We start from the raw sequence: 13,159 nt of genomic DNA, 5'->3' as shown, positions 1-13,159 counted from the left end.
CACGGCACGCGTTTCGACTGCGGCAGCAAGCTCGGTTACCTGAAGGCGACCGTCGAGTTCGCGCTGCGTCATCCGGAAGTGGCGGCCGATTTCGAACAGTATCTGCGCACGCGCTCGCCGGTGCTCGAAGGCTAGGAGGCCAGGAATCGGCGCTCGACTGCGACCGCGCGCGGTCGCGACGGCGCTCGACAATGGCAAAAATGGCAAAAATGGCAAAAGGCGCTATGTCTGCTCATGCAGGCATAGCGCCTTTGTTTTGGGCACACGGTCGCCGGGAAGAGCGGCCTGCTTTCGATCTGCTTTCGCCCCTCTATCGCCGCCGGATCAGAAAGATAAACGTCTTGTCCTGCGTCGTCGTTTCGACGATACCGTTGCCCGTCTGCTTCGCGAACGCGGCGAAATCGCGTTGCGAGCCCGGATCGGTTGCGAGCACCTTCAGTATTTGACCGCTCTCCATGTCGGCGAGCGCTTTTTTCGCGCGCAGGATCGGCAGCGGGCAGTTCAGCCCGCGCGCATCGACTTCCTTGTGAATCTGAATTTCCATCGGCGAGGACCTTCGGGATGAGGCGTCATCGAAACGCCATACAGAGGGCCAAATTCTACCGCAGGCGCCTCGTGCGCGCCGCCCCACCCTGATTTGCGCCGCAAGGCGACGCGGTCCTCACAGCGTGACAGCCTCGCCCGTTTCGAGCGAACGCCGCATCGCACTGCCGATGCGTGTCGCCTCGAGCGCGTCGGCGAGCGTCGCGCCGCTCGAACCGCCGGCGCCGCCGTGACCGTTGCGCGCGTTCCGGACTTCGGCGACGAACGCCTGCGCTTCATACAGGAACGCGTCTTCGAAGCGATCGAAAAACGTCGGCGTGCACTCGTTGCGCACGCCATGCACGTCCGCGATCTCGACGCGATTGAGCCGGGGATTGCGGCCAATCGCAAGCGCTCCCGCGGTACCGATCACTTCGCTGCCCGTATCGTTGCCGTGCGCCATCGTGCGCGACGCATAGAACATCGCGAGGCCGCCGCCTTCGAATTCGCAGATCGCGACGCCGTTGTCGACGTCGCCGAACTCGCGCAAGCCCTCGTGCAACGCGACGGTGCCCGCCGCATAGACGCGCTGCGCCTTCGGCTTGCCGAGCAGCCAGCGCGCGACGTCGATATCGTGCACGGTGCAGTCGAGAAAGATGCCGCCCGAAGTCGGCGCAAAGCGGACGAAGAAGCCGTCCGGATCGTTGAGGTCGCAGGTCTGCGAGCGCACCATGAATGGCCGGCCGATCAGGCCCGACTCGATCTTGTCGTACGCGTCGCGATAGCTCGGGTCGAAGCGGCGCATAAAGCCGATCGTCGCCTGCAAGTGCGGCTGGCGCCGCGCTTCGCCCAGCACGCGTTCGCATTCGGCAAGATCGAGCGACAGCGGTTTCTCGCAGAACACATGCTTGCCCGCATGCAATGCATCGACGATCTGCTGCGCATGCAAGGCCGACGGCGTGACGAGCCACACCGCGTCGATGTCGCGATCGGCGAGCAGCGCCGCGTAGTCGCGATACTCGCGCGGCGCGGGCAGCGCACCGCGCGCCCACGCGAGCTCTTCGTCGAGCGGGCTGCACACGGCGGCCAGCGTCGCGCCATGCACGCGATACGCGAGGTTCTGCGCATGCCGCTTGCCGAGCCGGCCGAGGCCGACGACGCCGATCCGCAGCGGCGCGCCTTGCAGTGCTTCCGCCGCCGCCATCATGAAGCCTCGCCGAGCTTCACGGCACGCCCTTCACGCCACGAACGCGCCGCCGCTTCGGCCAGCTCGAGCGCCTTCAGACCGTCGGCAACGGTCGTGCGCACGGCTTTGCCTTGCGTGAGCACATCGAAGAAATGCGCGATCTCGAGCGCATACGCCGCACGGTACCGTTCGAGAAAAAACGCCTCGGGCACATCGCTCGACACCGCGGTCTTCGAATACGCGACGACTTCGGTCGGCCGCACGTTGCCCGCCTGCAGCATGCCGTCGCTGCCGAGCACTTCGAAACGCTGGTCGTAGCCGTACGCGGCGCGCCGTGCGGTATTGATCTGGCACAGGCGCCCGCGCTTCGTGCGGATCGTCACCGCGGTCGAATCGATATCTCCCGCGTCGGCGATCGCCGGGTCCGACAGACAGCTGCCGGTCGCATGCAGCGTGTCCGCTTCGTCGTCGAGAATCCAGCGGAAGATATCGAAGTCGTGAATCAGCATGTCCTTGAAGATGCCGCCCGAATGCCTGATGTACTCGACGGGCGGCACGCCCGGATCGCGGCTCGTCACGACGAGCATTTCGGGCGTACCGATTTCGCCTGCTTCGATGCGCGCTTTCACCGCGGCAAAAGTCGGATCGAAGCGCCGCTGGAAACCGATCATGCAAACCACGCCCGCTTGCGCAACCGCATCAGCGCATGCGCGCGCGCGTTCGAGCGCGAGGTCGACGGGCTTCTCGCAGAACACATGTTTCTTCTGCGCCGCCGACTTCAGAATCAGATCGGCATGCGTATCGGTGCTCGAGCAGATCACCGTCGCGCCGACCGACGCATCGCCCATCGCACCATCGATATCGGCGACCTGCGCACCGTGCTGCGCAGCCAGCGCCGCGGCTGCATCGCGGTTTACATCGACCACGTATTTGAGCCGCACGCCCGGCTGCCGCGCGAGATTCGCCGCATGAATCCTGCCGATGCGGCCCGCGCCGAATACCGCGACGTCGATTGGTTTGCCGCCTCCCGTCACGCCATCAGTCATCGTATCCTCCAGTGTCTTTCGATTCTTCAACGTTCAGTTCAAGCTTGTACGCAAGCGCGATAAAGAGCGCCTGGCACAGGCAGATCGTGCTGGTCAGCGAGCGGAACGCGAACGCGCTGCCCTCTTTCACATACAGCTGCGTGGTGGCATAGCGTGCGAGCGGCGACAGCTGGCTGTCGCTGATCAATAGTGTCTTCGCCTGATGGTGATGCGCAACGCGCAGGCAGTACTGCGTCTCCTTGCCGTATGGCGCGAAGCTGATCGCGATCACCACGTCGCCTTTCTTCACGCTGCGAATCTGCTCGCGGTACATGCCGCCGAAGCCCGATACCAGATGCACGCGTTTCGGCGTGTGCTGCAGCGCATAGACGATATAGCTCGCCACCGGAAACGAGCGCCGCACGCCGACCACATAGATGTTGTCGGCCTGCTGCATCATCTTCACGGCCGCATCGAACTGCGCGTCGTCGAGGGTTCCCTCGAGTTCGTCGAGACCGCCGCGGCACGCGGCGATGAATTCGCGCGCGACCGTGCCGCCCGCGAGGCGACCCGGCTTCTCGTCGATCAGCTTGCGAATGCGTTGCTGATAACTCGGCGACGATGCGCCCTGCCCCGTATATGCCTGACGAAATACCGCCTGCAGATCGGAAAACCCGGAGAAGCCGAAGCGCTGCGCAAAGCGCACTACCGCCGACGGATGCACGCCGCAACTCGTCGCGATATCGCTCGTGCGATCGACCATCACGCTGCCGCGATGCTGCTCGATATACGTCGCCACGCTCTTCAACTGACGCGGCAGCGATTCGTAGTTCTCCGCGATGCGCTGCATCAATTCATCGACGCTCGGCAATTCTTCTGTGTTGTCCTCGGCCATGGCCTTCCCTTCAGTGCTGTGTTGCGTCGCAAAAGCCGCGAGGCATGCGTGACACACACTTGAGGCGTGCCCGGTGCGGCTGTCCGACGTTGCCGATTATAGGTAGCGCACCCATCAGATGGAACGTATTTTCCAATTTTATTTTTGTTGAAATTTCCATTGCACCGCTGTCGAAGTTGACCTAATCTTGGTCGTGAGCGATGGCGCGTCCATTCCGGTGCGGGAAGCCGCACGCAGGTCGCCCGCGTTGCAACCCGGTTGCAGGCAGGCGCCTCATACGCTCCCTCAAAAACGAACAGACCGAGAAAGGTGGAGACAATGAAACTTTGCAGAGGCAAGGGTTCGCTCACGGCGCTCTTTGCAGCGCTTTCGCTATCGCTTGGCTTCGCTGCATCATCGCCGGCACAGGCGGCGCCCGATGCGCACTTCGTGCTGATCAGCCACGCGCCCGATTCCGATTCGTGGTGGAACACGATCAAGAACGCGATCAAGCAGGCCGACGAAGACTTCAACGTCGAAACCGACTATCGCAATCCGCCAAACGGCGACATCGCCGACATGTCGCGTCTGATCGAACAGGCCGCCGCGCGCAACTACGACGGCGTGATCACCACGATCGCCGACTACGACGTGCTGAAGAGTTCGATCGGCAAGGTCACTGCAAAGAAGATTCCGCTCGTCACGATCAATTCGGGTACCGAAGAACAGAGCGCGAAGCTCGGCGCGATCATGCACGTCGGCCAGCCTGAGTATGTCGCGGGCAAGGCGGCCGGCGAAAAGGCGAAAGCGGCGGGCGTGAAGTCGTTCCTGTGCGTGAATCACATTGCGACGAACTCGGTGTCGTTCGACCGCTGCCGCGGCTTTGCCGACGCGATCGGCGTCAACTACAAGACGTCGACGATCGACTCGGGCCAGGACCCGACCGAAATCCAGTCGAAGGTGAGCGCGTATCTGCGCAATCATCCGAACACCGGCGCGATCCTGACGCTCGGTCCCGTGCCTGCCGCTGCGACGCTGAAGGCAGTGCAGCAGATGGGCCTTGCCGGCAAGATCTATTTCTGCACGTTCGACTTCTCGGACGATATCGCGAAGGCGATTCAGGCCGGCACGATCCAGTTCGCGATCGATCAGCAGCCGTATCTGCAGGGCTACATTCCGGTCGCTGTGCTGGCGATCGCGAAGAAGGATCACACGACCGATCCCGTGAAGATCCGCCAGATCCTCCAGGCCAATCCGAAGTTCAAGGAGCGGCTCGAGACTTACGGGCTTCAGCCGTCCTACGGGCCCAAGGACATCCGCTCGGGTCCGGGATTTATCACCAGGGAGAATCTCGACAAGGTCATCAAATACGCGGGCCAGTATCGCTGATTGATCGCGGTTCGATCGGCCGGTTCGATCCGCCGGTTCGATCCGCTGCTTCAACCCGGTAGCCAGCAGCACGCGGCACCGGACGCGAAGTGCGCATCCCGCACACGCGCGCGGCACCGGCGGACTTCTCCGCTCCGTCTCCGCGCGCGTAACGACGCGCCGGGCCGCACCAATTACCTGTTTTCTTCGTTCGCAGCGTCGATCGCGCGAGTGAAGAAAACCGGGCATCTTGCAAGGAGACATCATGGGCGTAGCCGGAAAACATTTTCCGTCGCATCCAGCAGATGCGTCGAGCAACAGTGACGCGTCGCCTGCCGCGTCCTCCGCGGAGCAACCCGCGGCGGCGCACGGCGACGAACGCATCCGCAAGGAATCCTGGTTCGGCCATCTGCTGAACCGTCCGGAGTTCGCCGCGATCTCCGGCACCGTGCTCGTGTTTCTCGTCTTCGCGATCGGCGCCGGCAACTCCGGCATGTTCAATCTCGACGGCGTGATGAACTGGTCGCAGGTATCGGCCTATCTCGGCATTCTCGCGGTCGGCGCGTGTCTGCTGATGATTGCCGGCGAGTTCGACCTTTCGATCGGCTCGATGATCGGCTTCGCCGGCATGATGGTGGCGATTCCCGCTGTCTATTTCCACTGGCCGATCTGGGCGGCGATCATTTTCGCGTTCGTCGGCTCGATGCTGCTCGGCGCCCTGAACGGCTATCTCGTGATGCGTACGCGGCTGCCGTCGTTCATCGTCACGCTCGCCTTCCTGTTTATCCTGCGCGGCCTCACGCTCGCGCTGTCGATCATGGTGGCGGACCGTACGATCATCTCCGGTGTCGGCGACCTCGCGCAGGCCGATCCGGTCAGCAACTTCCTGTTCCATGGCGTCGCGCTGCACGGACTGTTCACGACACTCGCGCATATGGGCATCGGCACATTGCTCGATAACGGCAAGCCGCTCGTGCCCGGCATTCCCAAAGTCCTGCTCTGGTGGTTCGCGCTCGCGGCAATCTGCGCGTTCGTGCTCGCGAAGACGCGCTACGGCAACTGGATTCTCGCCGTCGGCGGCGATGCGAATGCGGCCAAAAACGTCGGCGTGCCGGTCAAACGCGTGAAGATCGCGCTGTTCGTGCTGACCGCGTTCTGCTCGTGCCTGTTCGCGGTGCTGCAAGTCTGCGATATCGGCTCGGCCGCCGCCGACCGCGGTCTGCAGAAGGAATTCGAAGCGATCATCGCCGCGGTGATCGGCGGCACGCTGCTGACCGGCGGCTACGGCTCGGTGATCGGCGCCTGCTTCGGCGCACTGATTTTCGGCGTGGTGCAGATCGGCATTACCTACACCGACGTCAGCTCCGACTGGTTCCGCGTGTTCCTCGGCGTGATGCTGCTGCTTGCGGTGCTGTTCAACCACTATGTGCGCCGCCGCGTTGCGCAGTCCTGATCGACAGAGCAAGGAGACGAACATGTCCGACGTCATCAACCGCGGCGAAAACGCCGCCCCGAATTCGGCGGCAGAACACGGCGACTACATCCTCGCGCTCGAAAACGTCAGCAAGTTTTTCGGCAAGGTCATTGCGTTGTCAGGCGTCACATTGCGCCTCGAACGCGGCGAAGTGCACTGCCTGCTCGGCGACAACGGCGCGGGCAAATCGACGCTGATCAAAACGCTGGCGGGTGTGCATACGCCTTCCGCGGGCCAGTATCTGGTCGACGGCAAGCCCGTGCATTTCGAGTCGCCGAAAGATGCGCTCGACCGCGGCATCGCAACCGTCTACCAGGATCTCGCGCTGGTGCCGCTGCTCTCGGTGGCGCGCAACTTCTTCATGGGCCGCGAGCCGCAGAAAAAGATGTTCGGCCTCTTCACCGTGATGGACCTCGATACGAGCGCGCAGACCGCGCGCGAAAAGCTCGCGGAAATGGGCATTCACGTGCGCGATCCGCATCAGCCGATCGGCACGATGTCGGGCGGCGAGCGGCAATGTCTCGCGATCGCGCGCGCGATCCACTTCGGCGCGCGCGTGCTGATTCTCGACGAACCGACGGCGGCGCTCGGCGTCAAGCAGAGCTTCAACGTGCTGAAGCTGATCCACAAGGCGCGTGCGAAAGGCATTTCGGTGATCTTCATCACGCACAACGTGCATCACGCGTATCCGATCGGCGATTCGTTCACGCTGCTCAACCGCGGCAGATCGCTCGGCACTTATACGAAGGACACGATCAGCAAGGAGCAGGTGCTCGACATGATGGCGGGCGGCGCCGAAATGCAGAAGATGATCGCCGAACTCGACGGCGCGACGATCTGAGCGCACAGCCGCCCACCTGATCCGACGCCACGACCTACAGGACATTCCATGGCACCTACTTCGAACTCCGCGGCCGATATATCCCGCTCCGGCAGCCCGGCCGCGCATACGGGCCGCTTCGCTGCCGGCCGCAGCCGCGACATCATCTGTCTCGGCCGCTTCGCCGTCGACCTGTATGCACAGCAGGTCGGCGCACGGCTCGAAGACGTATCGAGCTTCGCGAAATATCTGGGCGGTTCGTCGGCGAATATCGCGTTCGGCTGTGCGCGGCTCGGACTCGCATCGGCAATGCTTGCGCGCGTCGGCGACGATCATATGGGCCGCTTTCTGACCGAAACGCTCGCGCGCGAAGGCTGCGACGTGAGCCATGTGCGCATCGACCGCGAACGGCTCACGGCGCTCGTGCTGCTCGGCCTCAAGGACCGCGACACGTTCCCGCTGATCTTCTATCGCGAGAACTGCGCGGATATGGCTGTCGACGAAGCGGATTTCGACGAGGCGTTCATCGCATCGGCAAAAGCGCTGCTGATCACGGGCACCCATCTGTCGACGGAACAGGTGAACCGCACGAGCCGCCGCGCGCTCGAGTATGCGCGCCGCAACGGCGTGCGCACCGTGCTCGACATCGACTATCGACCGGTGCTGTGGGGTTTGACGGGCAAGGCCGACGGCGAAACGCGCTTTATTGCGAACGAAGGCGTGAGCGCGCATCTGCAAGGCATGCTGCCGCTGTTCGACCTCGTGATCGGCACCGAGGAGGAATTCCGCATCGCGGGCGGCCACACCGACCTGCTCGAAGCGCTGCGCACGGTGCGCTCGGTCACGCCCGCGACGCTCGTCGTCAAGCGCGGGCCGCTCGGCTGCCAGATCGTCGACAGCGCGGTGCCTGCGAAACTCGACGACGCGCCGCTTCACGGCGGCGTGCAGGTCGACGTGCTGAACGTGCTCGGCGCCGGCGATGCGTTCGCATCCGGGTTCCTCTCCGGCTGGCTGCGCGACCAGCCGCTCGACGCGTGCGCGCGCGCCGCGAACGCGAGCGGCGCGCTCGTCGTGTCGCGCCACGGCTGCGCGCCGGCCATGCCGACGCCCGCCGAACTCGACTACTTCCTCGCCGAAGCGAAGGCGGACCCGCAACGGATGCGCCGCCCCGACCTCGATGCGAAGCTCGCGCGTCTGCATCGCGTCACGCCGGCCCGCAAGCAATGGGACGAAGTGCTCGGCTTCGCCTTCGACCATCGCAACCAGTTCTTCGAACTTGCGCAGCAGGCGGGCGCAAGCGACGCGCGCATCGCGCAGTTGAAGGGCCTGTTCGTCGCAGCGGTCGCGCAAACGGAAGCCGCGCTCGGACTGCAGGGGCGTATCGGCGTGCTGATCGACGACCGCTACGGCCAGGATGCGCTCAATGCGGCGACCGGGCGCGGCTGGTGGATCGGCCGCCCGGTCGAACTGCCGGGCTCGGCGCCGCTCGTGTTCGATCACGGCCGTTCGATCGGCACGACGCTCGCGAGCTGGCCGCGCGAGCACGTGGTGAAATGCCTCGTCCACTATCACCCGGACGAGCCGGTCGAACAGCGCGTCGAACAGGAGGCGCAACTGCGCGCGCTGTACGACGCGGTGCAGGCAAGCGGCCACGAATTGCTGCTCGAAGTGATTCCGCCGAAGCGCGCCGACCTGCCGTGCGATCCGGACATCGTCCAGCGCGCGTTGAAGCGGCTCTACAACATCGGCATCTATCCGGAATGGTGGAAGCTCGCGCCGCTCGACGCCGCGCAGTGGAAGGCCGTCGATGCGCTGATCGCCGAGCGCGATCCGTATTGCCGCGGCGTCGTGCTGCTTGGACTGTCGGCGCCGCTCGAGCAGCTGATCGACGGTTTCGGCGCGGCGGCCGCGTCGGCGACGTGCCGCGGCTTCACGGTCGGCCGCACGATTTTCCACGAACCGAGCCATGCGTGGCTTGCGGGAGAGATCGGCGACGACGAACTGATCGCGCGCGTACGGCGCACTTTCGAAACCTTGATCGCGTCGTGGCGTACGGCGCGCGGCGGCGACGCTGCGCGCGCGGCCCGCGCGCACGCGGTCCATCAGGAGCAGGCAGCATGAACGAGCATGGCTTGAGTCATGAAACGGCGACTGTGGAAAGCGCAGCCGCGCAGGCTTCCCCGAACGGCACGATTTGCCTGACCGAGCGCCTGACCGCGGCGCAGGCGCTCGTGCGTTATCTGGCCGCGCAGCGCGTGGTCAGCGAAGACGGCAAGAGCACGGAGCCGCTGTTCGGCGGCGTGTTCGCGATCTTCGGGCACGGCAACGTGGCCGGCCTCGGCGAAGCGCTCTACCAGTACCGCAACGAATTGCCGACGCTGCGCGCGCACAACGAGCAGGCGATGGCGCATAGCGCGATCGCGTATGCGAAAGCGCATTTCCGCCGCCGGATGATGGGAGTCACGACATCGATCGGACCCGGTGCGACGAATCTCGTCACGGCCGCCGCGCTCGCGCATGTGAACCGCCTGCCGGTACTGCTGCTGCCCGGCGATATCTTCGTCTCGCGCGCGCCCGATCCGGTGCTGCAACAGGTCGAAGACTTCCACGATGGCGGCATCTCCGCGAACGACGTCTTCAAGCCCGTCTCGCGCTACTTCGACCGCATCGTGCATCCGGCGCAACTGCTCAATGCGCTGCCGCGCGCGCTGCGCGTGCTGACCGATGCCGCGCTCTGCGGCCCCGTCACGCTCGCGCTGCCGCAGGACGTGCAGGCCGCGGCCTACGACTATCCGGCCAGTTTCTTCGAGCCGCGCGTCGTGCAGTTTCATGCGCCGGCGCCCGTCGATCACGAGATCGCCGCGGCACTCGCCCGCTTGCGCGATGCAAAGCGCCCGCTGATCGCGGCGGGCGGCGGCGTGCTGTACGGACACGCAACCGAAGCGCTGCGCGCGTTCGCCGCTCAGCATGGCATTCCGGTTGCGGAAACGCAAGCCGGCAAGGGCTCGCTTGCGTGGAGCGATCCGCTCAACATGGGCGCGCTCGGCGTGACCGGCTCGCCCGGCGCGAATGCGCTCGCGCATGAAGCCGATTGCGTGCTCGCCGTCGGCACGCGCTTGCAGGATTTCACGACCGGCTCGAATACGCTCTTTACGCAGGCGGACGTGATCGGCATCAACGCGAATGCGTTCGACGGGCTCAAGCACCGCGGGCTCGTCGTCGAAGCCGATGCCGGGCGCGCGCTGGCGGCACTGTCCGCGCAATTGCGGGACTGGCGCGCCGACGCCGCATGGACGCAGCGCGCGCATCGGCTCGCCGACGAATGGCGCGCGGCCGTCGACCGGCTCACGCACGCGCCGCAACGCGACAACGTGCTGCCGTACGACGCCGACGTGATCGGCGCGGTGCAGCGCTCGAGCGCGCAGTCGGCAGCCGACGACATCGTCGTCTGCGCGGCCGGCACGCTGCCCGCGGAATTGCACAAGCTGTGGCGCGCAAGCCGGCCCGGCGCCTATCACGTCGAATACGGCTACTCGTGCATGGGCTACGAGATCGCGGGCGGCCTCGGCGCGAAGCTCGCGCGCCCCGAGCGCGAAGTGGTCGTGATGGTCGGCGACGGCAGCTACCTGATGCTGAACAGCGAGATCGCAAGCTCCGTGATGCTCGGCGCGAAGCTGATCGTCGTCGTGCTCGACAACCGCGGCTACGGCTGCATCAACCGTTTGCAGCAGGCCTGCGGCGGCGCGCCGTTCAACAACCTGCTCGACGACTGCGTGCAAGGCGCAGGCGGCGCGCCGGCCATCGATTTCGCCGCGCATGCGCGCTCGCTCGGCGCACAGGCCGAGCACGCGGCGAACATCGGCGAACTCGAAGCCGCGCTGCAACGCGCGCGCGCCGCCGATCGCACGTACGTGATCAGCATCGATACCGACCCCGCCCGCACGACCGACGACGGCGGCTGGTGGTGGGAAGTCGCGGTGCCCGAAGTCTCGCCGCGCGCAGGTGTGCGCGATGCACGCGCGCAATACGAAGCCCACCTCGCCGCGCGCGGCAGCCCCGCACACAGCAAGGCTCACGACTGAATACGCGCCCGGACGCCCGCACCGGGGGCCATCGAACGAGGAACATCGCATGTCAACCTTCGAAGTACGCATTGGCATCAATCCGCTGTCGTGGATGAACGACGATCTGCCCTCGCTCGGCGGCGAAACGCCGCTCGAGGTCGCACTGACCGAAGGCCGCGAAATCGGCTACGAGGGCTTCGAGCTCGGCAACAAATTTCCGCGTCAGCCGCAAGCCTTGAAGACGCTGCTCGCGCAGTACGATCTCGCGCTCGTATCGGGCTGGTATTCGGGGCGGCTCGCGAAGCGCAGCGTCGCCGAGGAAATCGAAGCGGTCGGACCGCATCTCGATCTGCTCGCGAAGAACGGCGCCGACGTGATGGTATATGGCGAAGTCGCCGATTCGATTCAGGGCTCGCCCGCACCGCTTTATCAGCGGCCGCGCTTTTTCACGGAGGCGCAGTGGAACGTTTACGCGAAGCGCGTCGATGAATTCGCGCAATACACGCTAAGCCGCGGCGTGCGGCTTGCCTATCACCATCATATGGGCGCGTATGTCGAAACGCCCGCCGACGTCGACCGGCTGATGGCGCTCACGGGCGATGCGGTCGGCCTGCTGTTCGACGCCGGCCATATCACGTTCGCGGGCGGCGACCCGCTCGAGGTGCTCGACCGGCACGTCGCGCGCGTCTGTCACGTGCATTGCAAGGATGTGCGGCCCGCGATCATGAAGCTCGCGCGCAACCGCAACTGGAGTTTTCTCGACGCGGTATTGAACGGCGCATTCACGGTGCCCGGCGACGGCGCGGTCGATTTCGCGGGCATCGTCACGCGGCTCAAACGCCACGGTTATCGCGGCTGGCTCGTCGTCGAGGCCGAGCAGGATCCGGCCGTCGCGCCGTCGTATGCATTCGCTCAAAAGGGTTACCGGACGCTGCGCGCGCTGGTCGACGCGCCCCTTACCGTGACAACCACGACCACTCGGGAGGCAGCATGAGTCTGCTCGTCAAGGCCGGGCGCGAAGGCCAGACCATCGCGCGCGTCACGCCCGACTCGGCGGGCTGGCGCTTCGTCGGCTTCGCGGCCTACCGGCTCGAAGCGAATGAAGTCGTGCATGTGCTCGAAGCATCGCGCGAAGTGTGCATCGTCGTGCTCGAGGGCGCCGTCGACATCGAGACCGGTCGGGAACGCTGGACCGGTCTCGGCTCGCGCGACAGCGTGTTCGAAGACAGCGCGCCGTATGCCGTGTACCTGCCGCCCGGCGTGCGCGCAACGGTACGCGCGAACCGGCGCGCGGAAGTCGGCGTCGCCAGCGCGCCGGCGACGGGCAAATTCGCGGCGCGTCTGATCGAGCCCGCGACGATGAAGCGCTCGACGCGCGGCAAAGGGCTCAACACGCGCTATGTGTGCGACATCCTTCCACAAACCGAGCCGGCCGAATCGCTGCTCGTGGTCGAGGTGCGCACGCCCGGCGGTCATTCATCGAGCTATCCGCCGCACAAGCACGACACCGACAATATTCCGCACGAAAGTTCGCTCGAAGAGACGTACTACCATCGGCTCAATCCACGCCAGGGTTTTGCGTTCCAGCGCGTCTATACCGACGAACGCGATATCGACGAATCGATGGCCGTCGAGGATCACGACGTCGTCATGGTGCCGCGCGGCTACCACCCGGTGATCGTGCCGTACGGTTACGACTCGTACTATCTGAACGTGATGGCGGGCACGCAGCGCGTCTGGCATTTCAGGAACGATCCGGCCCATGAATGGATCGTCGAGCGCGATACGCGCGCCTGATACGCGACGTCGCGCCTCGCGCGATGCAC

General features: G+C 65.2%; 11 protein-coding genes and 1 pseudogene. 8 read left to right on the top strand and 4 right to left on the bottom strand.

Going from position 1 to position 13,159, the window contains the following annotated elements; genetic code table 11:
• Positions 1-135: pseudogene (locus QYH69_RS21570) on the top strand (UTP--glucose-1-phosphate uridylyltransferase); the annotation flags it as partial.
• Between the two features lie 175 nt (positions 136-310).
• Here the strand turns inward: QYH69_RS21570 and QYH69_RS21565 are convergent.
• From QYH69_RS21565 to QYH69_RS21550, 4 genes are all read right to left on the bottom strand, one after another.
• Positions 311-544 (bottom strand): sulfurtransferase TusA family protein, encoded by a 234-nt coding sequence (locus QYH69_RS21565; protein ID WP_374992468.1) that lies wholly within the window; start codon positions 542-544, stop codon positions 311-313.
• Positions 545-661: 117 nt separating this feature from the next.
• Positions 662-1,729: a Gfo/Idh/MocA family oxidoreductase gene (locus QYH69_RS21560; RefSeq protein WP_308833809.1), complete on the bottom strand. Its 1,068-nt coding sequence runs from the start codon at positions 1,727-1,729 to the stop codon at positions 662-664.
• Positions 1,726-2,754 (bottom strand): inositol 2-dehydrogenase, encoded by a 1,029-nt coding sequence (gene iolG, locus QYH69_RS21555; RefSeq protein ID WP_308833808.1) that lies wholly within the window; start codon positions 2,752-2,754, stop codon positions 1,726-1,728. The genes QYH69_RS21560 and iolG overlap by 4 nt, the downstream gene beginning before the upstream one ends.
• A complete protein-coding gene (locus QYH69_RS21550; RefSeq protein ID WP_075157662.1) occupies positions 2,747-3,628 on the bottom strand; it encodes a MurR/RpiR family transcriptional regulator in 882 nt (293 codons plus the stop codon). The genes iolG and QYH69_RS21550 overlap by 8 nt, the downstream gene beginning before the upstream one ends.
• A gap of 318 nt (positions 3,629-3,946) precedes the next feature.
• Between QYH69_RS21550 and QYH69_RS21545 the strand changes: the two genes are divergently transcribed.
• From QYH69_RS21545 to iolB, 7 genes are all read left to right on the top strand, one after another.
• Positions 3,947-4,996: a sugar ABC transporter substrate-binding protein gene (locus tag QYH69_RS21545; protein WP_308833807.1), complete on the top strand. Its 1,050-nt coding sequence runs from the start codon at positions 3,947-3,949 to the stop codon at positions 4,994-4,996.
• Positions 4,997-5,240: 244 nt separating this feature from the next.
• The gene (locus QYH69_RS21540) at positions 5,241-6,428 is read left to right on the top strand and encodes an ABC transporter permease (RefSeq protein WP_308833806.1); all 1,188 of its coding nucleotides are present in this window, start codon (positions 5,241-5,243) and stop codon (positions 6,426-6,428) included.
• Between the two features lie 22 nt (positions 6,429-6,450).
• The gene (locus QYH69_RS21535; protein WP_308833805.1) at positions 6,451-7,290 is read left to right on the top strand and encodes an ATP-binding cassette domain-containing protein; all 840 of its coding nucleotides are present in this window, start codon (positions 6,451-6,453) and stop codon (positions 7,288-7,290) included.
• 48 nt (positions 7,291-7,338) lie between these two features.
• Positions 7,339-9,390: a 5-dehydro-2-deoxygluconokinase gene (gene iolC / locus QYH69_RS21530; RefSeq protein ID WP_308833804.1), complete on the top strand. Its 2,052-nt coding sequence runs from the start codon at positions 7,339-7,341 to the stop codon at positions 9,388-9,390.
• Positions 9,387-11,351, top strand: a complete 1,965-nt coding sequence (iolD, locus tag QYH69_RS21525) for a 3D-(3,5/4)-trihydroxycyclohexane-1,2-dione acylhydrolase (decyclizing) (protein WP_308833803.1) — start codon at positions 9,387-9,389, stop codon at positions 11,349-11,351. The genes iolC and iolD overlap by 4 nt, the downstream gene beginning before the upstream one ends.
• Before the next feature lie 49 nt (positions 11,352-11,400).
• Positions 11,401-12,327, top strand: coding sequence for a myo-inosose-2 dehydratase (gene iolE, locus QYH69_RS21520; protein WP_308833802.1), 927 nt, complete (start codon positions 11,401-11,403; stop codon positions 12,325-12,327).
• Entirely contained in the window at positions 12,324-13,130 is an 807-nt protein-coding gene (gene iolB / locus QYH69_RS21515; protein ID WP_308833801.1) for a 5-deoxy-glucuronate isomerase, read from the top strand. The genes iolE and iolB overlap by 4 nt, the downstream gene beginning before the upstream one ends.
• Positions 13,131-13,159: the final 29 nt, after the last annotated feature.

The sequence above is a fragment of the Paraburkholderia sp. SARCC-3016 genome (genome assembly GCF_031119615.1).
Classification (GTDB): domain Bacteria; phylum Pseudomonadota; class Gammaproteobacteria; order Burkholderiales; family Burkholderiaceae; genus Paraburkholderia.
This window is presented reverse-complemented; position numbering and strand designations above follow the sequence as displayed.

Coding starts and splice junctions, on each gene's coding strand:
- QYH69_RS21565 (WP_374992468.1), bottom strand. CDS start 544: ATGGAAATTCAGATTCACAAGGAAGTCGATGCGCGCGGGCTGAACTGC.
- iolD (WP_308833803.1), top strand. CDS start 9,387: ATGAACGAGCATGGCTTGAGTCATGAAACGGCGACTGTGGAAAGCGCA.
- iolE (WP_308833802.1), top strand. CDS start 11,401: ATGTCAACCTTCGAAGTACGCATTGGCATCAATCCGCTGTCGTGGATG.
- QYH69_RS21560 (WP_308833809.1), bottom strand. CDS start 1,729: ATGATGGCGGCGGCGGAAGCACTGCAAGGCGCGCCGCTGCGGATCGGC.
- iolC (WP_308833804.1), top strand. CDS start 7,339: ATGGCACCTACTTCGAACTCCGCGGCCGATATATCCCGCTCCGGCAGC.
- QYH69_RS21550 (WP_075157662.1), bottom strand. CDS start 3,628: ATGGCCGAGGACAACACAGAAGAATTGCCGAGCGTCGATGAATTGATG.
- iolB (WP_308833801.1), top strand. CDS start 12,324: ATGAGTCTGCTCGTCAAGGCCGGGCGCGAAGGCCAGACCATCGCGCGC.
- QYH69_RS21535 (WP_308833805.1), top strand. CDS start 6,451: ATGTCCGACGTCATCAACCGCGGCGAAAACGCCGCCCCGAATTCGGCG.
- iolG (WP_308833808.1), bottom strand. CDS start 2,754: ATGACTGATGGCGTGACGGGAGGCGGCAAACCAATCGACGTCGCGGTA.
- QYH69_RS21540 (WP_308833806.1), top strand. CDS start 5,241: ATGGGCGTAGCCGGAAAACATTTTCCGTCGCATCCAGCAGATGCGTCG.
- QYH69_RS21545 (WP_308833807.1), top strand. CDS start 3,947: ATGAAACTTTGCAGAGGCAAGGGTTCGCTCACGGCGCTCTTTGCAGCG.